This is a genomic window from Streptococcus mitis (assembly GCF_003942965.1).
GTDB lineage: Bacteria > Bacillota > Bacilli > Lactobacillales > Streptococcaceae > Streptococcus > Streptococcus mitis_BH.
Map to the genome: position 1 here is coordinate 76,638 of NZ_RJOG01000001.1, position 25,408 is coordinate 102,045.

25 protein-coding genes and 1 pseudogene are annotated in these 25,408 nt (G+C 42.3%); 7 read left to right on the top strand and 19 right to left on the bottom strand.

The window, feature by feature from the left end:
- From D8837_RS00440 to D8837_RS00495, 11 genes are all read right to left on the bottom strand, one after another.
- The gene (locus D8837_RS00440) at positions 1 to 693 is read right to left on the bottom strand and encodes a methionine ABC transporter permease (protein WP_125455842.1); all 693 of its coding nucleotides are present in this window, start codon (positions 691 to 693) and stop codon (positions 1 to 3) included.
- Position 694: 1 nt separating this feature from the next.
- Positions 695 to 1,756 (bottom strand): methionine ABC transporter ATP-binding protein, encoded by a 1,062-nt coding sequence (locus tag D8837_RS00445; RefSeq protein ID WP_125455843.1) that lies wholly within the window; start codon positions 1,754 to 1,756, stop codon positions 695 to 697.
- Positions 1,749 to 3,122, bottom strand: coding sequence for a M20 family metallopeptidase (locus D8837_RS00450; RefSeq protein WP_125455844.1), 1,374 nt, complete (start codon positions 3,120 to 3,122; stop codon positions 1,749 to 1,751). Before D8837_RS00450 ends, D8837_RS00445 begins: the two co-directional genes overlap by 8 nt.
- A 96-nt stretch (positions 3,123 to 3,218) precedes the next feature.
- Entirely contained in the window at positions 3,219 to 4,073 is an 855-nt protein-coding gene (locus D8837_RS00455) for a MetQ/NlpA family ABC transporter substrate-binding protein (protein WP_125455845.1), read from the bottom strand.
- Between the two features lie 153 nt (positions 4,074 to 4,226).
- On the bottom strand, positions 4,227 to 5,057 hold the full coding sequence (locus tag D8837_RS00460) for an amino acid ABC transporter substrate-binding protein (protein WP_125455846.1): 831 nt from the start codon (positions 5,055 to 5,057) through the stop codon (positions 4,227 to 4,229).
- A gap of 209 nt (positions 5,058 to 5,266) precedes the next feature.
- Complete coding sequence (locus D8837_RS00470; protein WP_000253936.1) at positions 5,267 to 5,590, bottom strand: AzlD domain-containing protein; 324 nt, start codon at positions 5,588 to 5,590, stop codon at positions 5,267 to 5,269.
- Positions 5,580 to 6,275 carry an AzlC family ABC transporter permease gene (locus D8837_RS00475; protein WP_125455847.1) on the bottom strand — a complete coding sequence of 232 codons (696 nt, stop codon included), beginning with the start codon at positions 6,273 to 6,275 and terminating at the stop codon, positions 5,580 to 5,582. Before D8837_RS00475 ends, D8837_RS00470 begins: the two co-directional genes overlap by 11 nt.
- A 118-nt stretch (positions 6,276 to 6,393) precedes the next feature.
- Positions 6,394 to 7,404, bottom strand: a complete 1,011-nt coding sequence (gene tsaD / locus D8837_RS00480) for a tRNA (adenosine(37)-N6)-threonylcarbamoyltransferase complex transferase subunit TsaD (RefSeq protein WP_125455848.1) — start codon at positions 7,402 to 7,404, stop codon at positions 6,394 to 6,396.
- Entirely contained in the window at positions 7,394 to 7,831 is a 438-nt protein-coding gene (gene rimI / locus D8837_RS00485; RefSeq protein ID WP_125455849.1) for a ribosomal protein S18-alanine N-acetyltransferase, read from the bottom strand. The genes tsaD and rimI overlap by 11 nt, the downstream gene beginning before the upstream one ends.
- Entirely contained in the window at positions 7,828 to 8,511 is a 684-nt protein-coding gene (tsaB, locus tag D8837_RS00490; RefSeq protein ID WP_125455850.1) for a tRNA (adenosine(37)-N6)-threonylcarbamoyltransferase complex dimerization subunit type 1 TsaB, read from the bottom strand. Before tsaB ends, rimI begins: the two co-directional genes overlap by 4 nt.
- Positions 8,512 to 8,615: 104 nt before the next feature.
- Complete coding sequence (locus tag D8837_RS00495; protein ID WP_000282478.1) at positions 8,616 to 8,831, bottom strand: hypothetical protein; 216 nt, start codon at positions 8,829 to 8,831, stop codon at positions 8,616 to 8,618.
- A gap of 279 nt (positions 8,832 to 9,110) precedes the next feature.
- Between D8837_RS00495 and D8837_RS00500 the strand changes: the two genes are divergently transcribed.
- Positions 9,111 to 9,344 (top strand): DNA-dependent RNA polymerase subunit epsilon, encoded by a 234-nt coding sequence (locus D8837_RS00500; RefSeq protein WP_000639571.1) that lies wholly within the window; start codon positions 9,111 to 9,113, stop codon positions 9,342 to 9,344.
- 1 nt (position 9,345) lies between these two features.
- Complete coding sequence (gene rnjA / locus D8837_RS00505; RefSeq protein ID WP_033682444.1) at positions 9,346 to 11,025, top strand: ribonuclease J1; 1,680 nt, start codon at positions 9,346 to 9,348, stop codon at positions 11,023 to 11,025.
- Between the two features lie 33 nt (positions 11,026 to 11,058).
- On the opposite strand, the gene mnmG is transcribed toward rnjA, so the two are convergent.
- The 3 genes from mnmG to mnmA all read right to left on the bottom strand — a co-directional run bounded on the left by mnmG (position 11,059) and on the right by mnmA (position 14,699).
- Positions 11,059 to 12,972: a tRNA uridine-5-carboxymethylaminomethyl(34) synthesis enzyme MnmG gene (gene mnmG / locus D8837_RS00510; RefSeq protein ID WP_125455851.1), complete on the bottom strand. Its 1,914-nt coding sequence runs from the start codon at positions 12,970 to 12,972 to the stop codon at positions 11,059 to 11,061.
- A 9-nt stretch (positions 12,973 to 12,981) separates the two neighbouring features.
- Positions 12,982 to 13,437, bottom strand: a complete 456-nt coding sequence (locus D8837_RS00515; protein WP_185755626.1) for an NUDIX hydrolase — start codon at positions 13,435 to 13,437, stop codon at positions 12,982 to 12,984.
- Positions 13,438 to 13,577: 140 nt separating this feature from the next.
- On the bottom strand, positions 13,578 to 14,699 hold the full coding sequence (mnmA, locus tag D8837_RS00520) for a tRNA 2-thiouridine(34) synthase MnmA (protein WP_125455853.1): 1,122 nt from the start codon (positions 14,697 to 14,699) through the stop codon (positions 13,578 to 13,580).
- A gap of 460 nt (positions 14,700 to 15,159) precedes the next feature.
- On the opposite strand from mnmA, the gene D8837_RS00525 reads away from it, so the two are divergent.
- The gene (locus tag D8837_RS00525) at positions 15,160 to 16,032 is read left to right on the top strand and encodes a hypothetical protein (RefSeq protein ID WP_125455854.1); all 873 of its coding nucleotides are present in this window, start codon (positions 15,160 to 15,162) and stop codon (positions 16,030 to 16,032) included.
- Between the two features lie 300 nt (positions 16,033 to 16,332).
- Here the strand turns inward: D8837_RS00525 and argH are convergent.
- The 4 genes and pseudogenes from argH to D8837_RS00545 form a co-directional block, all read right to left on the bottom strand.
- A pseudogene (gene argH / locus D8837_RS00530) lies at positions 16,333 to 17,355 on the bottom strand (argininosuccinate lyase); the annotation flags it as partial.
- A gap of 105 nt (positions 17,356 to 17,460) precedes the next feature.
- Positions 17,461 to 18,102, bottom strand: a complete 642-nt coding sequence (locus tag D8837_RS00535; RefSeq protein ID WP_000571036.1) for an ABC transporter ATP-binding protein — start codon at positions 18,100 to 18,102, stop codon at positions 17,461 to 17,463.
- Positions 18,099 to 20,207 (bottom strand): bacteriocin-associated integral membrane family protein, encoded by a 2,109-nt coding sequence (locus D8837_RS00540; RefSeq protein ID WP_125455855.1) that lies wholly within the window; start codon positions 20,205 to 20,207, stop codon positions 18,099 to 18,101. The genes D8837_RS00535 and D8837_RS00540 overlap by 4 nt, the downstream gene beginning before the upstream one ends.
- Positions 20,208 to 20,365: 158 nt before the next feature.
- On the bottom strand, positions 20,366 to 20,953 hold the full coding sequence (locus tag D8837_RS00545; RefSeq protein ID WP_125455884.1) for a hypothetical protein: 588 nt from the start codon (positions 20,951 to 20,953) through the stop codon (positions 20,366 to 20,368).
- A 322-nt stretch (positions 20,954 to 21,275) separates the two neighbouring features.
- Here D8837_RS00545 and D8837_RS00550 point away from each other — a divergent pair, with 322 nt between their 5' ends.
- Positions 21,276 to 22,139 (top strand): helix-turn-helix domain-containing protein, encoded by an 864-nt coding sequence (locus D8837_RS00550; protein WP_125455856.1) that lies wholly within the window; start codon positions 21,276 to 21,278, stop codon positions 22,137 to 22,139.
- A gap of 51 nt (positions 22,140 to 22,190) precedes the next feature.
- On the opposite strand, the gene D8837_RS00555 is transcribed toward D8837_RS00550, so the two are convergent.
- Positions 22,191 to 22,817 carry a LysM peptidoglycan-binding domain-containing protein gene (locus tag D8837_RS00555; RefSeq protein ID WP_125455857.1) on the bottom strand — a complete coding sequence of 209 codons (627 nt, stop codon included), beginning with the start codon at positions 22,815 to 22,817 and terminating at the stop codon, positions 22,191 to 22,193.
- A 239-nt stretch (positions 22,818 to 23,056) separates the two neighbouring features.
- Here D8837_RS00555 and sdaAB point away from each other — a divergent pair, with 239 nt between their 5' ends.
- The 3 genes from sdaAB to D8837_RS00570 are packed head-to-tail and all read left to right on the top strand — an operon-like array spanning position 23,057 to position 25,263.
- Positions 23,057 to 23,728 carry an L-serine ammonia-lyase, iron-sulfur-dependent subunit beta gene (gene sdaAB, locus D8837_RS00560; RefSeq protein ID WP_000838912.1) on the top strand — a complete coding sequence of 224 codons (672 nt, stop codon included), beginning with the start codon at positions 23,057 to 23,059 and terminating at the stop codon, positions 23,726 to 23,728.
- Positions 23,729 to 23,736: 8 nt separating this feature from the next.
- On the top strand, positions 23,737 to 24,609 hold the full coding sequence (gene sdaAA, locus D8837_RS00565) for an L-serine ammonia-lyase, iron-sulfur-dependent, subunit alpha (protein ID WP_049509903.1): 873 nt from the start codon (positions 23,737 to 23,739) through the stop codon (positions 24,607 to 24,609).
- Between the two features lie 21 nt (positions 24,610 to 24,630).
- Positions 24,631 to 25,263, top strand: a complete 633-nt coding sequence (locus D8837_RS00570; RefSeq protein WP_125455858.1) for an HAD family hydrolase — start codon at positions 24,631 to 24,633, stop codon at positions 25,261 to 25,263.
- Positions 25,264 to 25,408: the final 145 nt, after the last annotated feature.

A 25,408-nucleotide genomic window follows, 5' to 3' on the forward strand; every position in this document is an offset into this window, starting at 1 on the left:
TTATTTATGGCTCAATTTCTTGGTCAAGAAATCTCCCAAGAATTGGATTGCAAAGATAATCAAAATGATAATGATGGTTGCCAAGATGGTCACATCGTGATTGTAGCGGTTAAATCCATAAGCGATGGCTACGTTACCGATACCACCAGCTCCAACTGCCCCCGCCATAGCTGTTTCCCCAACAAGGGAAATCAAGGTCACAGTCGTCACACGGATCAAATCTGGAAGACCTTCGGATAGGTAAACTCCCACGATGTCCCAGAAGGTCGCTCCGCTAGCTTGAGCCGCCTCAATGACACCACCATCTAGCTCAGCCAATACCACCTGTACTTGACGGGCAAAGAAGGCAAAGACTGCAAAAGATAGCGGTACGATAGCCGCATTTGGACCAATGCTTGTTCCTACGATTAGATGAGAGAAGGGTGACAAGACTGCCAAGAGAATGATAAATGGAACCGCACGGAAAATAGAAGTGATTTTATCCAAAATCCAGAAAACGATTTTATTTTCCAAGACACCACCTGGTGCTGTCAAGACAAGGAAGAGACCAGCAACTAGCCCTAAGAACCCTCCGATGATGAAGGAAAGAACTGTCATATAGAGGGTTAGGTAGATGGCTGTTCCCCAGCCTGCCTGACCAGCCCAGCCCATCTTATAGACATTTGGCAAATAGGTTTGAATCAATGATTCCATCTTACTGTCCTCCCTTCAATACTTTTAGCTGTACGCCTGCTTGACGAATGGCTTCTTGGGCACCCGCTAGCGCTGCTTTTTCACCTGACAAGACCACAACTAACTCTCCAACAGGAGTGCCATCGAGGATTTCGATATTTCCATAGAGGATATTAGCCGTTACTTGGTAACGCTTGTACAATTCATTCAAAAGTGGCTCGTCTGTTGAAGCACCTGCATACTTGAGTTGCACCAATAGACTGTTTTCAGACAGGTGTTGCACGATTTCTTGCTTCTCAATCTTGACCATAGCTTCATCAATTCCTGTTGCTGTTGAGATAAAGTCTTGAGTCAAAGCTTGTTTAGGGTCTGAGAAGATTTCAAGGACACTACCCTCCTCAATCAAATACCCGTCCTGCATAACTGCCACACGATTGGCGATGTCTTTGACAATCTGCATTTCATGCGTAATCAAGACAACAGTCAAGCCTAATTTTTGGTTCAAATCTTGCAACAAGGCCAAAATCTGCTTGGTTGTCTTAGGGTCAAGGGCAGAAGTTGACTCGTCTGAAATCAAGATTTTTGGATCATTTGCCAAGGCACGCGCAATGGCTACACGCTGTTTTTGCCCTCCAGATAGTTGTGAAGGGTAGTTTTCAGCACGGTCCGCCAAGCCAACCAAGTCCAACAACTTAGCTACTTTAGCCTTCTTTTCTTCCTTGCTAAGTCCAGAATGTTTAAGGGCAAAGGCTACATTCTCCTCCGCAGTCTTCTGACTCATCAGGTTAAAATGCTGGAAAATCATCCCGATATCTTGACGTTTACGACGTAACCGCTCTGCCGTCAAGGTCACCTTGCCATCAAAAATCACATCGTCGTCAATGGTAATTTTGCCTGCAGATGGCTTTTGCAAGAGATTAATCACCCGTACAAGGGTTGATTTCCCTGCTCCAGAATATCCAACGATTCCGTAGATATCCCCTTCTTGGATGTGAATGGTCACATCCTTGACCGCTGTGATGGTTCTCTTCTTTTGATGAAAAGTCACATCGATCTGATCTAACTTGATAATATCTCTACTCATAGCTTCTAATCAGCTCCTCTACTAATTCAATATGGGTGTAATAATCGGCGATTCGCACATTTTCATCTCCACCGTGGTCTCGACTATTGGCATTTCCTAGACCGAAGGCCACCATTGGCACCTCTAGGGCATCAAAGACCGTATGCATAGGCCCTGTCCCAGCTGTAGTCGGCAAGACTGAAACGCCCTGTGGATAGAATTTCTTGGCCAACTCGATCACATTGAGAATGGCTGGTGCGCTCATATCGCTTCGATAGCTCATCTCTCCCAAGGTATAGTATAATTCTACCTTATCAAAGCCATTTTTGTCTAGCTGTTTCCGAATTTTTTCCAGAACATCATGCGATTCTAGGCCAGGAACCAAACGAACCTCTAGCTTAGCACTAGCTTCTGCTGGTAAAATCGTTTTGACTCCTTGTCCTTGATAACCTGACTGAATCCCTTCGATATTAAGAGCTGGCTCAAAAAAGAAACGTTTTAGAAAGGCTACACGGTCCTCTTGTAAGAGAGGCAATTCCAAGCCATAAATCTGGCTGATTTCCCCAGGATTGCGTTGAGCATAGGCATCCACCAAGGCTAATTCTCGTTCATTCGGCTCTTGTACTTCTTCGTACAAACCTTCAACCAAGATACGGCCATCTGCGGCACGAAGGGACTGTAGGGCTTGAAGGAGGTACCAAGGAGCTGATTCCACAACTCCTCCATAACTAGAGTGGATATCCACATCCGCACTTTTTACCTTGGCATCAAAGGTCACAATCCCCTTATTTCCACCAGAAATTTCTAACTGCTCCAAGGCATTCTTGGTCCCTTGTTCCCAAACTAACAAATCTGCACCACGGAGTTTGTCCGCATGTTTTTCCAGATACTTATCTAGGTCTGTCGAAGCTGATTCCTCCGCTCCCTCCATGATAAAACTGATATTGACAGGCAGATCATCATGGTGCTGCATGTATTTTCTCAAAGCACTCAAACGAGCCGTGATATGCCCCTTATCGTCGTCAACCCCACGCCCATATATAAAACCATTGCGGACTGAAAGAGTAAAAGGATCCTCTGTCCAGACTTGATCCCCATCCGCTGGCACAGTGTCATAGTGGTTATAGAAAATCAAGGTCTTGGCATCTGGACGCGAACTCTTGAAATGCGCCATGACAAAGGGCGCCGTATAAGTCTCATCAATCTCCACTTCAGCCCCAACACGCTTGAAAATCTCACCCAGATAATTTGCGACTTCCTTGAGTCCAACCTGCTGGGCAAAGACCGATTTCTTAGAAATCAGGGTACGCAAAACCTCAAAATAATGCTGGGCCACATGATCCTTTTCAAATTTTTCAATCTGTTCTTGTTCGCTAGGAAAAACCATATTCTCTCTACCTTTCTATGAACTACTCTTCCTGACAATCCATGCTCTATACAAAAGCAAGAGGTGGAATTCTCTCTCCCACCTCCCTGTTTCTTATTACCAAACTGGTTGATCCAAACCGTCTGATGTTTCTTCGATAACTTTTTTCACTTCATCTGTATGGTAAGCTGCAACAACTTTCTTGATAGCATCAGCCTTAGGTGATGATTCCCAATCTTTTTTCGCAACAATGATGTTGTACCATTGTTTTGAATTTTCATCAGCTTGTTCTTTGAAAAGTGCTTTCTTGTAGTCCAATTTTGCTTCTGTAACGAAGGTATTGTTTACAACGGCAGCGTCAACTGATGACAATGAACGAGCTGTTTGGCTAGCATCCAATTCAGTGATTTTCAAGTTCTTTGGATTTTCTTTGATGTTAGCAACTGTTGCAAGAGCAGTTCCTGAAACGTCCAATTTAATCAAGCCAGCTGATTGAAGCAAGTAAAGCGCACGGCTTTCGTTTGTAGCGTCGTTTGGTACAGCAATTTCTCCGTTTGCTGGGATGTCTTCTACTTTAGTGTACTTGTTGTCACTTCCATTCAAACCTGAGTAAAGGCGAATTGGAGAGATGTAAGTATCTGCAATCGCTACAAGGTCTTTCCCGTTTTCTTTGTTCCAGTTGTTCAAGAAGTTGTAGTGTTGGAAAGCGTTCAAGTCTACTTCACCATCAGCAGTTGCCTTGTTTGGTTGTGAGTAGTCTGTGAACTCTGTAAATTCCAAAGTGATACCGTCTTTTTTAACCAATTCTTGGATTTTGTCCCAACGTTTTTCTTCAGAACCGCTACGGTTAACAGTTGCGATTTTGATAGTTGTTGCATTGTCTGCTTTCTTTTCTGAGTTTCCGCAAGCGACAAGAGCCAAACCTGCGACTGTAGCAAGGGCTGCTACACCAAGCCATTTTTTGATTTTCATGATTCTTTCTCCTTAAAAATAATACCGTACTAGTATCTCACAATTTATTTGATTCCACAAATTGTTATTAGATAGTCAGATATATAGTTTAAAACTATATCCCTAAAAACTGAGAAATCACCCATCTTATTCAGAATGGATGATTTCAAGAAATTATTTAATATCAGCTTCTGCTGGTAGATAAGTGTCTCCGAAGAATTGTTTAGACAATTTTTCAAGAGTTCCGTCTTTGTAGAGTTCTTGGATACGTTTGTCTACAAATGATTTCAACTCATCTTGACCTTTAGCAAGAAGTGGGTAAACGTAAGGTTGTTGGTCGCTTGGAAGTTCAATGACTTTCAAGTTGTCCAAGCCTTGGTTCTTGATGACTGTTTCAACACCGATTTTATCAAAAATCTTGTAGTCAAACTGACCATCGCTCAAGCGTCCCATGATTTGTTGGAAGTCTGCTCTAGTGTAGTTAAGGACAGTTGGATTATCTGAGTGTTGTTTGTTGTAGTCTTCTAACTGTTTAGCAGATGTTGTCCCTTGAACAACTTCTGTTGATTTTCCACCGATATCATCAAGTGATTTGATGCTAGAATCGTCTTTTTTCACTACAAGAACGTTAGGGTTTTTAGCTGTTGGAGCTGCATAAAGGTATTTCTCCGCACGTTCTTTAGTGTAGCTGATGTTGTTAACGGCCATTTGGTAACGGTCAGCATCAAGTCCTGCAAAGACTCCTGACCACTCTGTCTTCTCAAACTTGACATCATACTTGTCAGAGTCTTTAAAGATAGCGCGAACCACTTCAATTTCATAACCAGTCAATTCACCATTTTCTTCATAGTTGAATGGTTTTGGTGAAGCATTGGTTGCAACGATGATTTCTTTCTTGCTAGTTGCTTCTCCTTCTTTCTTAGCACCACCTGAGCAAGCTGCCAGCACACCTGCAGCAACAAGCCCTAGGGCAGCAAGAGATGAGTATTTAACGATTTTTTTCATGTCATTTCCTCCAAAATAGAATACCTTATAATCTTAACAGAAAAAGACCATTTGCGCCATTATATGATATCTATCTCTGTGATAGGTTTTCTTTATGGCTAATTTATACTCAATGAAAATCAAAGAGCAAACTAGGAAGCTAGCCGCAAGCTGTACTTGAGTACGGTATGGCGACGCTGACGTGGTTTGAATTTGATTTTCGAAGAGTATTAAAAGACCAAACGCAAGACTGCAATTAAGACCACTCCAAAGAGAACTGTTCCGACTAGATTGCGGTAGCGAAAGGCTACCCAAGCTGTTGGAAAGACTGCTAAGAAGTCCAGCCATTTGATTTGAGGAAGACTCCCAACCTTGCCTGTCACTACGCTTGAAAGAATCAAGGCAAAGATAATAGAGACGGGCAAGAACTTCAAAAAACGCTCAACGATCGCAGGCAAGCCCTTATACTTGACTAAGATGAAGGGAATCATACGGGGAATCCAAGTCACCAAGCCAGAGAAAATAACTGCTAATAAAAGATACTTACTGACCATCTAAAACCACCCCCATTGTACAACCTAGCAAGGTCGCAAACAGAACAGCTAGTGACTGAGACACCACTGTCAAGAGCAAAAAGAAGGACACCGCAACAACTGCTAAGATAATGAGCAGATTGCGGACAGGAATCCGTCTTTGCATAATCTGGAATTGCGAAGCAAAAATTCCAATGAACATCCCAACCAGGGCAAAATCCAAGCCAAAGATTTCTGGATTTGGCAGCAGGCCACCTAGAGCCGTTCCGACAACTGTTCCCACAAACCAAGCCACATAGCTGTTGAGATTGTTTCCGTGCATCCACATAGGATTGACCTTGTCTGCATGGGCTAACTCGCCCATCAAAACGCCATAAGTCTCATCCGTCAAAAGACTAGACATACCGATATTGTGCCAGAGACTGGTATGACGGAAATAAGTCGATGCGTGTAAACTCAACAAAAAGAGACGTAAATTAATCAAAAAAACCGTCATAGCAATAGCCGCTACAGGTGCTTGAACCGCAATCAGTGCCAGCATGGCAAACTGGGCGCTTCCAGCATAAACAAAGAGGCTCATCAAGCCCATCTCAACAGGTGTCACATAGGGAGCACCGATAATCCCACAGGCCAGTCCGATGCTGACATAACCAAGGGCCGTTGGCATGGCTGCCTGTGCCCCCTCCCAAAATCCTTTTTCTTTCATCTTTCTCCTCATATTGTCTTAATAGGTGGCTGAAAAAGCTCCAGCCACAGCATGGACTATTATAACACATTCAGGAAAGAGAAAAAAGTCTGCTGATTGTAATCAGACAGACTCCATTTTATTTCATCGTATCAAAAGCGAGGCTTGGTTTGGCATTGAGATCCAAGCTTGCGAAGTTTTCTTTGTTCCACTCGCTGACGCTGGCATAGGCAATCATTCCTGCATTGTCTCCGCAAAGGCGCAGAGGGGGAATGATGACATTGACATCTGTAATTTCAGTTGCTAGGCGTTCTCTGAGACCTTTATTGGCTGCCACACCACCTGCCACGACAAGAGTTTTAACAGGGTATTTCTCCAAAGCCTTCTTAGTTTTGGCCATAAGAATATCCAGTACAGCTGCTTGGAAGGAAGCACACAAATCCTCTGTAGACAGACTTTCTCCCTTTTGCTCGGCATTGTGGTGAAGATTGATAAAGGCAGATTTCAAACCTGAGAATGAAAACTCTAGATTATCTTCCTTAATCATGGCACGGGGAAAATCATAAATATCCTGCCCCTGATGAGCTAGCTCATCAATCTCACGACCTGCAGGATAGGTCAAGCCCATGACACGGCCGACCTTATCATAGGCCTCACCAACCGCGTCATCTCGCGTTTCCCCAACAATCTTGTAGTCACCAGCCTCAGAAACATAAACCAACTCTGTGTGTCCACCGCTGACCAAGAGGGCTAGCAAGGGAAACTCCAAAGGCTCCACACTCTGAGCGGCCATGAGGTGACCAGACATGTGGTTAACAGGAATCAGCGGAAGTCCATGAGCCCAAGCAAAGGCCTTAGCAGCTGACAAACCGACTAGTAAGGCTCCGACCAAGCCCGGTCCATAGGTAACCGCCACAGCTGTCACGTCCTCTTCGGTAATCCTTGCTTCTGCTAATGCCTCCTCAATACAGGCTGTAATGACCTCGACATGGTGACGACTGGCTACTTCCGGCACTACGCCCCCAAAACGTTTGTGACTCTCAATTTGACTAGCAATGACATTGGACAAGAGCTCATCATCGTTTTTCAAGACGGCAACACTGGTCTCATCACAGGATGTCTCAAATGCTAAAATATATCTATCCTTCATCTATTTCTCTCTTCATGATGATGGCGTCCTCGACTGGATCATGGTAGTAGGCCTTTCGCTCAGCGATGACCGCCATCTTTTCTTTCTTGTAAAATGTTTGCGCTCGATGATTTGACTTTCTGACTTCTAGGAAAATCTCCTTATCTGTCGGCAATTGAGCAAACAAGGCTGAGGCAATCCCCTGACCCTGATAAGCTCCTTTGACAGCGATTTGCAGGACCTCTGCCTCAAAGATATTTTCCTGCACAGCTAGAAAGCCAATCACTTCTGCCCCATCATAAGCCAGAGCATACCAAGTCTGATCTTGGGACAGGTCTGCTTGAATTTGTTCCAGCGTCCAAGGACTGACTGGGTAAACATCCGCCATAACAGCGTAGATGGCTTGAGCCAGGTCAGGCTGCTGTTGGATTCGTTTAATTTCTATCATAGGCGTTTAATGTAAGACTCGCCAGACTCGGTGTGGTTCTTGAGCCAGTTTTCCTCAGCCTCAACACGTTTGAGGTAGTTCGGCACAAAATCATGCAAGGAGTCTGCTCCCTTGTCCCAAGCCAAAAGAGCAAGATTGGCTGCATTAGGCAAGGTTTCTTTATAGTTAGTCCTTGGCAAGTGTTCTTGAATCTGCTCCACAAAGGGGCCGACTTCTCCGACAAAGGTAACCTGACTAGCACCCTTAACTTTTTCTAACACCTCTTCAAAAGATAGGTGCGCTTCCGGCATGACAGGTTTAGCATTTTCATAAAATCCTGCATAAACATTGTTGCGACGAGCATCCATCAAGGGGATAAACAAACCTTCTTGTTGGTAGGGCACCAGCGCCAAGAGGCTAGACATACCAACTAACTCGATATTCAGAGTGTGAGCTAAGATCTTGGCAGTGGCTACCGCGATTCGCAAGCCTGTGTAGCTACCTGGCCCTTCTGCCACCACGATTCGGTCCAAATCCTTGGGCGTCCAATCCATACTCGCCATTAAAAAATCAATGGCAGGCATGAGGGTAATACTGTGATTTTTCTTAATATTAATCGTCGTCTCGGCAAGAACCTGCTTGTCCTCTAAAATAGCGAGAGAAAGAGCCTTGCTAGACGTATCAAAAGCTAATACTTTCATAACACATTCCTATCTTTTTGTCTGCTTACTATTATACTACAAAAGCTGGCACATGGGAATTTTCTTTATCCCCAAACAAAAATACCCCAGCATGAGCAGGGCATCTAAGCATTTAATCCAAAGTAAAATACAAACCAAACGACATAGGTTACGAGGAGGAGAAAAAGCGAGTAGAGAGTCACAAAGGTAATTTTCCACAAGAACTTAGTTTGTCGTCGTTCCAGTTTGGCAAATAGAAGATTCCCCGCATAAACGCAAGCAACAAAAACAATAAAAGCTACCAAGCGAGCTCCGATAGCAAAAGCAAATAAGTTATACATAGGGCAACCTCCTTGACTTAAAATCTATATGGAATTATGACAAACAATAAAACTCATTTCCATTATCAAAATAACATATTTTCTTTATTTTTGCAAACGATTACCAAAGAAATCGTCCTGTGACTTTCTCGTTTCCGTCTTTTACTAATTTTTCATTTTGTGGTATAATTGAAATAATTGTAACGAATCAAGGTCAATCTAGACACAAAATGGAATGAAATCAAGCAAATCTATGCTAAAAGTTTGGAATAAGCTGACCTGTAAATAGAAAGGAACTATATGATTTACAAAGTTTTTTATCAAGAAACAAAAGAACGTAGCCCACGTCGTGAAACTACACGCGCACTTTACCTAGACATCGATGCTAACTCAGAACTTGAGGGCCGTATCGCTGCTCGTCAACTTGTCGAAGAAAATCGCCCAGAGTACAATATCGAGTATATCGAACTCTTGTCTGACAAATTGCTAGATTACGAAAAAGAAACTGGCGCCTTCGAAATCACGGAGTTCTAATATGGCCTATACTCTTAAACCTGAAGAAGTTGGCGTTTTTGCCATCGGTGGTCTGGGAGAAATCGGGAAAAACACATACGGAATTGAATACCAAGACGAGATTATCATCGTAGATGCTGGGATTAAATTCCCAGAAGATGACTTGCTGGGTATCGACTATGTCATTCCTGATTACTCTTACATCGTGGACAATATCGACCGCGTCAAGGCTGTTTTGATTACACACGGACACGAGGACCACATCGGTGGAATTCCATTCCTACTCAAGCAAGCAAATGTCCCAATCTATGCTGGACCGCTTGCCTTGGCTTTGATCCGTGGGAAACTCGAAGAACACGGCCTCTTGCGCAACGCCAAACTTTACGAAATCAACCACAACACTGAGTTGACCTTTAAAAATCTCAAGGCAACTTTCTTTAGAACGACTCACTCTATTCCAGAGCCTTTGGGGATTGTCATTCATACTCCTCAAGGAAAAATCGTCTGTACGGGTGACTTCAAGTTTGACTTTACACCAGTTGGTGAACCAGCAGACTTGCACCGTATGGCAGCTCTTGGTGAAGAAGGCGTGCTCTGTCTCCTGTCTGACTCGACAAATGCAGAAGTTCCAACCTTTACCAACTCTGAAAAAGTCGTTGGCCAGTCCATCATGAAGATTATCCAAGGCATCGAAGGACGTATCATCTTTGCATCCTTTGCCTCAAATATCTTCCGTCTCCAGCAAGCAACAGAAGCTGCTGTTAAGACTGGGCGCAAGATCGCTGTCTTTGGTCGTTCTATGGAAAAGGCCATTGTCAACGGAATCGACCTTGGCTACATCAAAGCTCCTAAGGGAACCTTTATCGAGCCAAATGAAATCAAAGACTACCCTGCAGGCGAGATTCTTATCCTCTGTACAGGTAGTCAGGGTGAACCTATGGCGGCCCTCTCTCGTATCGCCAACGGAACCCACCGTCAGGTACAACTCCAACCAGGCGATACGGTTATCTTCTCTTCTAGTCCGATCCCTGGAAACACTACTAGCGTCAACAAGCTGATCAACATCATTTCTGAAGCTGGTGTCGAAGTTATCCACGGTAAGGTTAACAATATCCATACCTCTGGACACGGTGGCCAGCAAGAGCAAAAACTCATGCTCCGCTTGATTAAGCCAAAATACTTCATGCCTGTCCACGGTGAATACCGCATGCAAAAGGTCCACGCTGGACTAGCAGTAGATACTGGTGTTGAGAAGGACAATATCTTTATCATGAGCAATGGTGATGTGCTTGCCCTTACTGCTGACTCTGCTCGTATCGCAGGTCATTTCAACGCCCAAGATATCTATGTCGATGGAAATCGTATCGGTGAAATCGGTGCTGCTGTCCTCAAAGATCGTCGTGATCTATCGGAAGACGGTGTCGTTCTGGCAGTTGCAACTGTTGACTTCAAGTCTCAGATGATTCTGTCTGGTCCAGATATCCTCAGCCGAGGTTTTGTCTACATGAGAGAGTCTGGCGACTTGATTCGTCAAAGTCAGCGTATCCTTTTCAATGCCATTCGTATCGCACTGAAAAACAAGGATGCTAGCGTGCAATCTGTCAATGGTGCCATTGTCAACGCTATTCGCCCCTTCCTTTATGAAAATACAGAACGTGAACCGATCATCATCCCGATGATCCTCACACCAGACGAAGAATAAATCAAGAAAACAGCCCCGACGGAGCTGTTTTTTCTATGCTTTCTTTTCTTGATTCTTAGAAATACTACGATTTTTACCCTCAAGATACACCATCAAAATAGAAATATCTGCTGGGTTTACTCCCGAAATACGGCTGGCTTGGCCGATGGTTTCTGGATTAATAAGTTTGAACTTCTGACGGGCTTCGGTCGCGATAGAATCAATGTCATCCCAATCAATATTGGCTGGAATGCGTTTTTCTTCCATGCGTTTCATCTTGGCAACCTGGTCCATGGCTTTGGAAATATAGCCTTCGTACTTGATTTCTGTTTCAATCAATTCGATAATCTTGTCATCCAAGTCCTCTGCAGCTGGTCCGATGAAGGCCACCACATCTTGGTAAGAAACTTCTGGACGGCGAAGGAATTCCTTGGCTGTCACTGCATCTGTCAAAGGCTTGAAACCCATCTCCTCAACCTTGGCATTGATTTCCTTGACTGGCTTGAGTTTGATGCTGTCTAGGCGTTTCATCTCATTTTCAAATTGATTTTTCTTGATTTCAAAGCGAGCCCAGCGTTCATCATCCACAAGACCAATCTCACGTCCCATCTCAGTCAAACGCATATCAGCATTGTCATGGCGGAGAATGAGGCGGTATTCAGCACGACTGGTCAAAAGGCGATAAGGCTCAATCGTTCCCTTGGTCACCAAGTCGTCAATCATGACCCCAATATAACCGTCACTACGCTTCAAAATCAACTCAGGCTTGCCTTGGACTTTCAAAGCCGCATTGATACCTGCGATAATCCCTTGCCCAGCAGCTTCTTCGTAACCTGACGTTCCATTGGTCTGACCAGCAGTGAAAAGTCCGGAGATTTTCTTGGTTTCCAGAGTCGCACGCAACTGGTGCGGCAAGACCATGTCATACTCAATGGCATAACCTGTTCGCATCATCTCTGCATTTTCCAAACCTTTGATAGAATGAACCAGCTCACGCTGTACATCCTCTGGCAGACTGGTTGATAGGCCTTGAACATAGACTTCCTCTGTATTGCGCCCTTCTGGCTCAAGGAAGAGTTGGTGGCGTTCCTTGTCCGCAAAGCGCACAATCTTGTCCTCAATTGACGGACAGTAACGAGGCCCTACTCCCTTGACCACACCTGTAAACATAGGCGCACGGTGGAGGTTGTTTTGGATAATCTCATGACTGGTACCGTTGGTGTAGGTCAACCAGCATGGCACTTGATCCTTGACATAGTCCTCATCACGTGAAGTATATGAGAAGTGATTTGGCGCTTCGTCTCCTGGCTGAATCTCGGTCACATCGTAATTGATTGAAGAAGCCTTGACACGTGGAGGGGTTCCTGTCTTGAAACGACCGATTTCGAGGCCCAATTCCTTGAGATTGTCAGCAAGGTTAATAGAAGCTAGGCTGTGGTTAGGGCCTGACGAGTACTTGAGGTCTCCAATGATAATTTCCCCACGGAGAGCAGTGCCTGTCGTCACAATAACAGCCTTAGCAGCGTATTCTTGATGGGTAGCTGTACGAACACCGACAACCTTGCCATCTTCCACCAAAATCTCATCAATCATGGTTTGACGAAGGGTCAAATTTTCTTGATTTTCAACCGTCTTGCGCATTTCCTTAGAGTAAAGTTCCTTATCAGCTTGCGCACGAAGGGCACGGACAGCTGGCCCCTTCCCTGTGTTGAGCATCTTCATCTGGATGTAAGTCTTGTCAATGGTCTTAGCCATTTCACCACCGAGGGCATCGACTTCACGCACAACAATTCCCTTGGCAGAACCACCGATAGAGGGGTTACAAGGCATGAAAGCCAGCATTTCAATGTTGATAGTCGCAAGCAAGACCTTACAGCCCATACGGCTAGCGGCCAAGGAAGCCTCGACCCCAGCGTGTCCCGCACCAATTACAATAATATCGTATTCTTCAGTAAAATTATAAGTCATATTTCTCTCCTATTCCTCAAGATGAATGTGTCTTAGTTGGCCGTCCCAATCTGGTAAGGCTGTTTTTAGAAAGGCTGGAACTAACTGGAAATCCTCAAGTTTATCCAAATCAATCCACTCACAGGGCTGACTTTTCTCATCTTCCTGCATGGTCAATGGGGCATCTTCAAGCAAATCCACCAGATAATGAAACTCGATATTGTGATAGAAAACACCGTCCTGTTCAAAACGATTTTCAACCACGAAAGCTAGTTGCCCAGCTTGAGCTTTGACACCCAATTCTTCCCTCACTTCACGGACTACCGCATCTTCCGTTCTTTCGTTAACTTGGATCGCACCACCGATAGTGTAATACTTGCCCTTGTCTTTGGTGACTAGAAGCTTGCGATTCTGGATAATCAAGGCTGTCGCCCGAACTCCAAAAACTGTATTTCCTGTTTTTGTTCGAAAGTCTTGTTGAATCATTCTTGTCCTTTCCCTTAAACGACACAAAAACAGTCAAAACTCCAAAGAAGTGCAGGACAAAAAAGCCTGCAACATCCATGAGCTTTGACCATCATTTCTATTGCTTCTATTATTGTAGCAAATTGAGAAAATTTGTCAATCTAAATGTACTGACAAACTTGTCCGTCACGGTAAGCATTGTCAATCAAACCGCCACCTAGACACTCTTCGCCATCGTAAAAGACAACTGCCTGTCCTGGTGTAATCGCGCGTTGCGGTTCTGCAAAGATAACCTCTGCCTTGTCTCCTTTGACATGGACGGTCACCTTAGAATCAGGCTGACGGTAGCGGAATTTTGCTGTGCATTCTAGCGTAAATTCCTCTGGCATGTCACGAGTAAAGTGGACTTGGCTAGCCTCTAGGCTGGTTGACATAAGCGAGTCATGGTAGAAACCTTGTCCTACATAGAGGATATTCTTGCTGAGGTCTTTTCCGACAACGAACCAAGGGGCATTGTCACCACCGTGTTGCCCACCGATACCAAGTCCACCACGCTGACCAATCGTATAGTACATAAGCCCAGCATGCTCGCCCATATCGCGACCATCCACAGTCATCATGCGACCAGGCTGAGCTGGCAGGTAGTTACTGAGGAAATTTTTAAAGTTCTTTTCTCCGATAAAGCAAATCCCTGTCGAGTCTTTCTTCTTAGCAGTTGCAAGGCCTGCTTCTTCTGCTAGTCTGCGAACTTCTGGCTTTTCCAAATGTCCTAGTGGGAACATGGTTTTTTGAAGTTGTTCTTGCGAAAGTTGGCTGAGGAAATAAGTCTGATCCTTGCCATTGTCCACGCCACGAAGCATGTGAACGATGCCATCCTCATCACGCGCCACTCGGGCATAATGCCCAGTCGCTACATAGTCTGCCCCCAAGGTCATGGCATAGTCCAAAAAGGCCTTAAACTTGATTTCCTTATTGCACATAACATCTGGATTGGGCGTGCGTCCTGCACGATATTCCGCTAGGAAATACTCAAAAACGCGGTCCCAGTACTCTTTTTCAAAGTTGACAGAGTAGTAAGGAATGCCAATCTGGTCTGCCACCGCAGACACATCCTTGTAATCTTCGGTCGCCGTACAGACGCCGTTTTCATCTGTGTCATCCCAGTTCTTCATGAAGATACCGATCACATCGTAGCCCTGCTCCTTGAGTAAAAGAGCCGTCACCGACGAATCGACACCACCACTCATCCCCACAACAACACGTGTTTTAGAGCTATCACTCATGGTAAGTCTCCCATCTATTCGTTTATTTATACCCCTCAAAATTCTATTTACTATGACTTTCAATAGAATTTCTTCGAGTATAGTCTTTTCGTTTGCTTTTAGGACTAGGCAACGAGTCGCAGGCATAACTTGAGTTAGGCAAGACGAGTTAACGACGTAATAAAAGATAAACGAAATGACTAGTTCACGATTGAAGGTCGTGTGTGCTTAACGATTGAAGGTCGCTTGAGCAGTATTCATTATAACATGCTTGGTTAGAGAAGACAAGAAAGAGGATGATAATCTACAAGCCTCTCTGTAAATACATATATAATTGTTTAAAAAGAAGGTAATTTATAGCTTAATCCCTCTACTGCTTATTATCTTATTTATAAAATAAACTAAAAATGATATACTGTAATGAGGAGGAATACGTACATGATCCCTTAAAGATACTACCATCCATGTACGTAGAACGATTGTGAAAAACTACAAAGATATTCTAAAATCAAAAAACACCATTTTTACTATTATCATTGTCGCAAGTCTTGGACTTTTAATAGGTTTAGTCATTCATCAAGAAAACATCTTAACAGAAAGAGGCAATATTGCTTTCTTCAAACGGCAAAAAAATGAACAAGATGTCGAACAAGTAAAAAAAGCCATCAAAGATTTTAATATCGATTCTGAAACAATTATAGAAGATTGGAAAAGAATTCAAGAATTGAAGCCAAACACTGACGAAGGCAAGCAAACATTAGCAGACTTTCTTACTACTACGTCCGATAAAATCACCAATCATTATAGCGAAAAAGCTTTAAAAATGGATATAAAGGAATCCGATAGTCAGTTTGAAGATAAACAAACACTTGAAACAGCCATCACTTCCTTACAAAAAATACTAGGAATCATTAAAAGTGTCAACTCCACAAGCGAACAAGCCACTATTGATGAAAAAATAAAACCCATCCAAGAACTAATTTCTAAATTCCAAAAGCAAGTTGAAGTCTTGACCAAAAAAGAAGGACAAAAGACTGACAAAAAAGAAACAGGAACGACTAGTAGCGAGAGGGAAAGAGAAACCTATTCTTCAGGAGGAGAGAGCTACACTCCAACCTATACTGAGTCAAATGGGAGCAGATACAGTTCACAAGCGCCTGCAAGCGAACAACCTTCATCTGATAGTGCTGGCAGCAACGGAAATGATGTGGCAAGTACACAAAATCAAGCAGCTAATACTTCAGAAGTTCAAGCAGAGACTAATACCAATAGTAACAATGCTGGAGTTCCCACAACAAACAGTGATGATCTCGCTAGTTTAGGTGGCGGAGTTACATCATTCGGTCAGCGTTAATCCTTAAGAAAAAGACTGGCCAAAAAAGATTTGAAATCATAAAAACGCATAGTATCAGGTAGACAATGAACTGCACCCCAAAAGTTAGACAGAAAAAATCTAACTTTTGGGGGTTAGTACACAAAAACCTTGATAATATGCGTTTTATTGTGGAAAGATTTACTTCATTTCTTCTGAAATTGAGTTTATATCCATCCTACATAGTAGACAAAAAATCATTACAAAACGGATAAAAATCACAAAATAAGCTCACACTGCCTTATTATGAAAATAAGCTTGCGCCTTTATTTTTACTGCTTATCAACTTTTTAAATCTTTATTCGCTTTCTTAGCAACTGCAATCTGGTATTTCACTTGAACAAATCCTGTACCTCCCAAGGAATTTCGTCTTTGAACAGCAGTTTTAGGTTGTAAGTAGACATAAATATCCTCGGCAATGAGGGAATGATAGGTTTGTAATTCCTCCAAAGTCCAATCTTGAATATTTTTATCAGACTTGATAGAGTCTAGCACTAATCTTCCCACAACCTCATGAGCTTCTCTAAATGGCAAACCTTTCCCTGCCAAATAATCTGCTAACTCAGTTGCATTTGAAAAGTCCTTCTCTGTAGACTCTTGCATTTTTTCCTTGTTTACCTGCAAGCTAGATAACATACCTGCCAACACATCAAGGGAATTTAAAATCGTTTCGACCGTATCAAACATCTCTTCCTTATCCTCTTGCAAATCCTTATTATAAGCTAAAGGCAAGGACTTCATGACTGTCAATAGTCCAAACAGATTCCCATAAACTCTACCAGTCTTTCCTCGAATCAACTCAGCCATATCTGGATTTTTCTTTTGGGGCATAATAGAGGAACCTGTTGTAAACGTATCTGACAAGGTAATGAATTGGTACTCAAAACTACAACAATTTATTATTTCTTCGCAAAAACGGCTCATATGCATCATGAGTATGCTGGCGTTGGATAGAAATTCTAAGATAAAATCGCGGTCACTAACAGCATCCAAAGAATTTGTATAAGGTTGCTTAAACTCCAGCAAATTGCTAGACAATTGGCGATCAATGGGGAAAGTCGTTCCTGCCAAAGCTGCCGCACCTAGAGGGCATAGGTCTGTATGCTTCTGGTTAAATTCAAAACGTTCACTATCTCTTTGAAACATATTGTAGTAAACCATCAGGTGGTGGGCAAAACTAATAGGCTGAGCATGTTGCAGATGGGTATAGCCCGGCATGATCGTCTCCACATGATTTTCCGCCAAGTCTAATAAAACACCTTTGAGATGAGCCAGTTTATCTAGGACATGGCCAAGTTGTTCCTTAAAAACTTAGGAAAACTACATAAAAATTTCATTCCTAGGCTTATTGATGCTATTTATCTGTGGGGAAACATGAGTATTCAGTCAGTCAAAATAAGCAGAGCTAACTCATTTCCCCTCGCCCAATTCAATGATACGATGACATTGTTGGGCTACATAAGCATCGTGGGTCACAATAATGACTGTTTTCCCCTCGCGATTCATCTCTAAGAGAAACTTCAAGACTAAATCTCTATTTTCAGGATCCAGAGAACCTGTTGGTTCATCGGCTAAAATCAGCTGGCTGGGTTTTAAGATGGCTCTAGCAACTGCAATTCGTTGTTGTTCGCCACCAGATAACTCGGAGACCTTTTGATGCAAAGTAGCTGACAAACCTACTCTCTCTAAAATCTCTTCCACCTTTTTGAGCTTGTCTTTCTTAGACAATTTCACATATTTCAGCGCCAGCATGAGATTGTACTCGACCGTTTCATCATCAATCAGGGCAAAATTTTGAAACAGATAAGAGATATGTTCACGGATTATTGTTTGCGACTTAGCAGAATTGACCGCTAAATTTGTCTGACCAAAAATCTCATACCGTCCGCTATAATCACCATCTATCAAACCTAATAAATTTAACAAGGTCGACTTACCACTACCACTTTTTCCAACGATGGCAACCAAATCTCCCTGATCAATCCTGAGAGACAAGTGATCCAAAATCACTTTTCCTCCAATGGTTTTGGTAATATTTTCTAACTCAATCATAAGATGCCCCCTTTCAATAATTCTACTAGACTTCTTTTCTCCATCCTAGAAGCCAATACTAGCACAAATAGTATATCCAGACATGTAAAGCCTGCAAACAGCAGAAGTGGCAAGAACGCATGGGCAAAGAAAATCAAGACTAGAAGAGGTAGACTATAGCCCAGCAAGAGCAGAACTAAGAGAGGACGGTAGCGATCGACCAGTTTCCACCCCATAAACTTCTTGGTAATGATATCCCTGCGCTTCAACAAGAAAGTAGTAACGAGTAAAAAGTAGGAGACAATCATACTAAGAAGAGCAAATAAGGCAAACAGAACGTTAAAATTGCGAACAGAATCCCGATAGGTATCAACTATCTCCTCTTGAATGGCTTGAATCGATGAAAATTTTAAATAGCTACCATCAGATAAGTTATCGACTAACTCCGTAATCACTTTTTGATTTTGTTCTGTATTTTCAACTTTCATCGGATTGTTTAAACCTGTCGTTGACAAGTGAGTCTTTTCTTCCCACATCATGTCTTGATCATTTACCAGACTAATGATTGGATTGTGGAGATTTTCCTTTCGCTCATTATTATAAGGGAAGAAAGACCAATCTCCTTCATAGTAGGCAATTTCTACATCCATATCTTCTATTGTTTTCTTTTGTTGATCTTCATACCTCATAGAAAGATAGGCGATAGATTTTCCCAAGAACTGATTCTTGCCTTCTTGTCCTTTATCACTGGCTGGCATCAAAATAACTTTTTTAGTGCCGATATCAGGTAGCTTAAAGCCCTTACTCTCTAAGAATTGACGGTTTGCATAGTAAACATCTACCTCATCAGGCAGTTGGTAGTGCTGCACTTGTTCTGCTTTGATGACTGGTTTGATAGGAAGACTCGCACCTCGCACATAGTTTACTTGTGTTTTTGCTAGCAAGTCTTGATAAAATTGGTAGAAATAATCTGTAGATTTCCCTGAACCTGCTAGCTCTTCTTGCCACAGGTTATCACTGAGTTGGAAGGTTTCTAAGGTCAGGTAATTGCCTTGGCTTACCCACTGTTGCTGATAAGCAAGTTCTTTGTTTTCTTGTTCTAGACTTCTGCCTACCCCAATCAATAAGGCCGTCAGTAAAATAGTTGTCCCTATTTTCATCACATAATTGAAGATGAGACCAAGTTTGACAGATGAAAAACCCTTCAACATGGAGCTGACTGTCATTTTCTGAATCATCAGGTAGGTCAGCCAACTGATGAACAAATACAACTGTAAAAGCAGAAATTGGGATAAGAGTAAACTTGGGAACAAAAGTTTTGGTCTGTAGTCCAGCACTAAAAATAGTCCCAAGTCAATGATAAGACTTCCACCCAAGAGAAGATAAAAATTTGTCTTTACAAAACCAGCTAAAATCGCTCTGCTTTGAAAACCAAGTAACTTTTGAACCCCCACTCGTTTCATCTCCATCATCGGCTGATAAACTGTCATTAAAATCACAAGCAAGATTGCCAAGATAAAGATAATGATAGATAGTAACAAAGCTTGATTTAGCACTCCAACCTGACTTCGGTAAGTGGGTTCTAATAAAATCGTCTTATCTATCTGGAAAAAATCACTCCACTTTTGTAGAATGGTATCGCGATCTATCTCTTTGCTGGAGGTAATCATGTAGCGTCCATTTACAGTATGGGATTTATCCTCAATATAGGATTGAAAGGTCTGGAGTCGAATGAGTTTCACCTTTAAAAAGGTGGGAATGGTTCCTAGATTATTGGGAAGATCCTGGTTGCTGTAGACCCCCTTTTCGTTCTTTGAAAAATCAAGAGAAGTCAGACCGAACTCCTGATAGGGGAAGGTTTCCTTATCAAAAACACCAGCCTTGACGGCCTCATCTCCATTATCTACTTTGATAATAGAGACCTTGTCTTGGCTTGCAACCTCTTCAAAAAACTGGAGAATCGTTTCTGTCGGTTTAGTGACATCTTTCAAGTACAAGTCAAATGAATAAGTTGTCTTGCCCATCTCCTGAATCCGCACTATTTCTCGTGTAACATTTACATTCAGGACAAAAAACGTAGTACACAGTAAGAGCAAGAGCATACAAAGATGACTGATTTTTTTCATAGAGATACCTCCCGTGAAGAGACGAAACTGGGAAAAAACTAACTTTCCAATAAAGCCACACAGTGATTCTCTCAGCTTAATTGTGTTTAAGGCTGAAAACACTGTGTGGTTTTTGAATGTTTGAACGTTTAGAGGTTAGATTTTTAGGCAATTGTCTATCAGAATGTCCTTTTATCTGTCAATAATCCTAGAAAATCTTGTCGTTTCAAGTCGGAGAAATGTTTGGTAGAAAGACTTCCTTTTTGAAGTCCATCATCTCTAACCTGCAAATAATAGCTATGTTGGCTTGTTTTAATTGTCAAAAAATCGCCAAATATAAAAACTCTTTTCCAGTTACGAATCTCAAATTCTTTCATCTCTGATTTTGGAATGCGGATAAGTCCTTGCCGCAAATCACGATGATGCTCACTTGTGAAAGTCATCCCATTCCCAAGATTTCTTATCAGTAGTTCATCTGGAGTTACCATCACCAGCGCTATTTTAGTTAAGAAAATTTCAACTGTTGGTGGTAAGATCGCTAGATTAAACCAAGGGTGTAAGTAGCGATAAGCTAAGAAATAGTTAGGTTCCTCACCCAATCCTAGTTGTTTATATAAGGCCTTGACCTCACTATCTAACCTCGCTTCAAAAGACACATCCGAATGTTCTTCTTCCTTCCTCTGATTAAAATAACGCATCCAGACTAGGAAACCTATAAAGACTAGGACAAATATTCCTGATAAGAGATATTTTACATTGTAGTTCATCACTTAACCTCCTGAGTCACTAATCTGCCTAAAGCAGAGGCCTATCTATTTTGAAAATAGTTCCATAACAACTTTANATAAGACTGGTGTCATTAAAATTAGGATAGTTCCTATCACAAATATCATGACTACTCGAAAAAGCTCCTTATTTTTAAACATTTTTCCACCTCTTTTCTAGCTACATCATAGTACCCGTTAACCCCGTCTTAAAATTACACCAAGCTTATTTTAGTTTTCTTTTCTACTTTTTATATTACTATGATACAATATTTTTAATAGGATTTTATTGTTTGTTAACTTTTTTCACGAAAAGGAGAAAATCATGCGTTATGATTTCGGAAAGGTCTATAAAGAAATAAGAGAGTCAAAAGGATTGACCCAAGAAGAGGTCTGTGGAAATGTCCTTTCAAGAACCAGCCTATCAAAGATTGAAAGTGGGAAGGCGACTCCTAAATATGAAAATATGGATTTTCTTCTCCGGCAAATTAATATGAGTTTTGAAGAGTTTGACTACATCTGCCATCTCTATCAGCCGAGCCAACGGACAGAAATCATGCAAACTTATCTCAATATGAATTCCATCATTGGTGGCAGTGGTCTAGTTCATTTTTTTGAAACATGCCAAAACTATCTCAAGACCCATCACGACCTGCCTATAGAAGAAATCAGGGATATGCTTGAAGTTGTCATTCATATTCGTCAACATGGTACAGAGCAACTGTCAGACCAAGTGAAACAGACTGTCAAAAAACTTTGGGAAAAAATTGAAAAACAAGATACATGGTATGAAAGCGACCTAAAAATCCTCAATACCATCCTTTTCAGCTTTCCTATTGAACACCTCCATCTCATCACTGAAAAAATCTTGCAACGCTTAGAAGTCTATAAAAACTATCAACATTTATATGACTTGCGAATGGCAATCCTACTCAATCTTTCCACCATTTACTTATACCATCAAGACAAAAACATGTGTCAACAAATCTGCTACACTTTATTGGAGGATGCCAAGAACAAAAAAAGCTACGATATGCTTGCTATCTGCTATGTCCGTATTGGGATTTGTAGGAATGATGCTAAATTTATCCAAAAAGGGTTCTCCCTTCTGGAGCTGACCGATGAAACTTCCATTCTAGCCTTTCTCAAAAAAGAAGTGGAGACCTATTATCAACCGAAGGAAAGATAAAAAAGTCGAGGGATTTCCTCGACCTTTTCATATTATTCTGTTCGTTATTTCTTAATACCAGCCGTTGTTAAGCCAGAAGTTTTTAGCGGCTGACCATGAACCGTAACGTCCTGCAACGTAAGCATCTGCTACACGTTCTTGGTTTTCAGCTGAGTAGTCACCGTTCAAGTATGAATCTGTCAATTGGTAACGTCCAATGTATTGGCCGTTTGTAGCTGTATAGCTACCACCTGATTCTTTTTGTGCAATCCATTCTTTAGCTTCTGCTTCAGATCCACTTACAGTTGCAGCTGGTGCTGAAGCTTCTGCTACAGGTGCGCTTGCCACTGGAGCTTCTTCTGCTACTTCTGTAGTTTCTGCTGCTGGAGCTGAAACAGTTTCATCTTGAGCTGCTGGTGCTGCATAAGTAGTTGGCGCTGGTGTTGCAACCGGTGCTACAGGGCCATCGATAACCAACTCTTGACCAACATAAATCAAATGAATGTTGTCAATGTGATTGTTTTCTGCCAATTTCTCAACAGTTGTGTTGTGAGTTTCAGCGATTTCTGAAAGTGTATCACCTTCTTTAACAGTGTAAGTTGATGATTCTTGAGCAGATACAAATGATGGAGCAAATACTGCAAACAAGGCAGCTACTCCTGCAAGAGTTGTTTTAATCTTTTTAGTTGTTGATTTCATATTCGAAAATTCTCCTTCTTTCTATAGTACTATCATACCCTTTAAATATTACTGTTTCTTGACACTTTTATGTAGAAATATTACAAAATTATTTTTTATTTCCCTAAATAAGCTGTTTTTTGTTACAAAAGATGCTTTTTTATGCTATTTGTAGTGTAAAAAGGTTTTCATCCACAATTAAAGCCAAGACCTTCATTCTTTGATATAATAGAGATAAGAATTTTTATAAGGGGAAACTGATGAAATCACTTCGCTTTCAATCTGTCTTTGATATCATCGGACCAGTTATGATTGGCCCATCTAGTAGCCATACCGCTGGTGCTGTTCGTATTGGGAAGATTGTCTCTTCCATTTTTGATGATACTCCGACAGAAGTCGAATTCCAACTATTTAACTCATTTGCCAAAACCTATCGTGGTCACGGAACAGACCTAGCCCTTGTTGCAGGTATTTTGGGCATGGATACAGATGATCCTGAAATCCCAAATAGTCTGGAGATTGCCCACAAGCGTGGTATCAAGATTGTCTGGACCATTCAGAAAGACAGCAATGCTCCTCACCCAAACACCACTAAAATTACCGTCAAAAATGCTCATAAGACCATCAGTGTGACTGGTATTTCTATCGGTGGAGGAAATATTCAGGTAACCGAACTCAATGGCTTTGCCGTCTCTCTCAATATGAATACACCGACTATCATCATCGTTCATCAAGATATTCCAGGTATGATTGCCCTCGTAACAGAAGCACTTTCCCGCTATGGTATCAATATCGCCCAGATGAATGTTACTCGTGAAAAAGCTGGGGAAAAAGCTATTATGATTATCGAAGTTGACAGTCGCAACTGTGATGAGGCCATCGAAGAAATTCGAAAAATCCCTCATCTCCACAATGTCAATTTCTTTAAATAGGAGGAAGCATGTTTTATTCTATCAAAGAATTGGTCGAGCAGGCAGATCTGGACTTTCAAGGAAATGTTGCAGAACTCATGATTACAACAGAGTTTGAATTGACCGGTCGCGAACGTGAAGAAGTCTTCCTTCTCATGGAACGCAATCTGGAAGTCATGAAAGCCTCTGTCCAACTTGGCCTCAATGAAAATAAATCTCGTAGTGGCCTGACAGGTGGAGATGCTGCCAAATTGGATCACTATATCAAAAACGGAAAAACTCTATCAGATTACACGATTCTCTCTGCTGCCCGAAATGCCATCGCAGTCAATGAGCACAATGCCAAAATGGGCTTGGTCTGTGCCACTCCGACCGCTGGAAGTGCTGGCTGTCTGCCTTCAGTTCTAACAGCTGCTATTGAAAAATTAGACCTCAGCCACGAACAACAGCTGGATTTCCTCTTTGCTGCCGGTGCCTTTGGACTAGTCATCGCAAACAATGCCTCTATCTCAGGTGCTGAAGGCGGCTGTCAGGCTGAGGTTGGTTCGGCCTCTGCTATGAGCGCTGCCGCCTTGACTCTGGCTGCCGGTGGAACACCTTATCAGGCCAGTCAGGCCATTGCCTTTGTCATTAAAAATATGCTGGGCCTCATCTGTGACCCTGTTGCAGGTTTGGTCGAAGTTCCCTGCGTCAAACGCAATGCCATGGGAGCTAGCTTTGCCTTCATCGCAGCAGACATGGCCTTGGCAGGGATCGAATCTAAAATTCCTGTAGATGAGGTTATCGATGCCATGTACCAAGTGGGTTCAAGCATGCCAACTGCCTTTCGTGAAACAGCTGAAGGTGGACTCGCTGCCACCCCTACTGGTCGTCGCTTACAAAAAGAAATTTTCGGAGAATAAGCTTATCAAATAGGAGAAACCATGACCTCTATCACAGCGATTTTTTTCGATCTAGATGGAACCCTCGTTGACAGTTCTATCGGGATTCACAATGCCTTTACTCATACATTTAAGGAGCTGGGGGTGCCTAGCCCTGATGCCAAAACTATTCGTGGTTTTATGGGACCGCCTCTCGAAAGTAGTTTTGCGACCTGCCTTCCCAAAGAACTAATCTCTGAAGCCGTGCAGATATACCGTTCTTACTACAAGGCAAAAGGTATCCATGAAGCTCAACTCTTCCCTCAGATTGTAGACTTGCTTGAGAAGTTATCGAGCCATTACCCTCTTTATATCACCACTACAAAAAACACTCCAACCGCTCAAGACATGACTAAAAATTTGGGAATCTATCATTTCTTTGATGGCATTTATGGTTCCAGCCCTAAAGCACCCCATAAGGCAGATGTCATTCGCCAAGCCTTGCAGACACATCAACTAGCACCAGAACAAGCCATCATCATCGGAGATACCAAGTTTGATATGCTGGGAGCTCAAGAAACAGGCATTCAGAAATTGGCCGTCACTTGGGGATTTGGAGAGCAAGCAGATCTACTAAACTATCAGCCTGATTATATCGCCCACAAACCATTAGAGGTTTTGGCGTATTTTCAATAACATAGACTGGGCAACAACTCTATTTCATACTCTTCGAAAATCTCTTCAAACCACGTCAGTTTCTATCTACAACCTCAACGCTGTGCTTTGAACAACTTACGGCTTGCTTCCTAGCTTCCTAGTTTGCTATTTGATTTTCATTGAG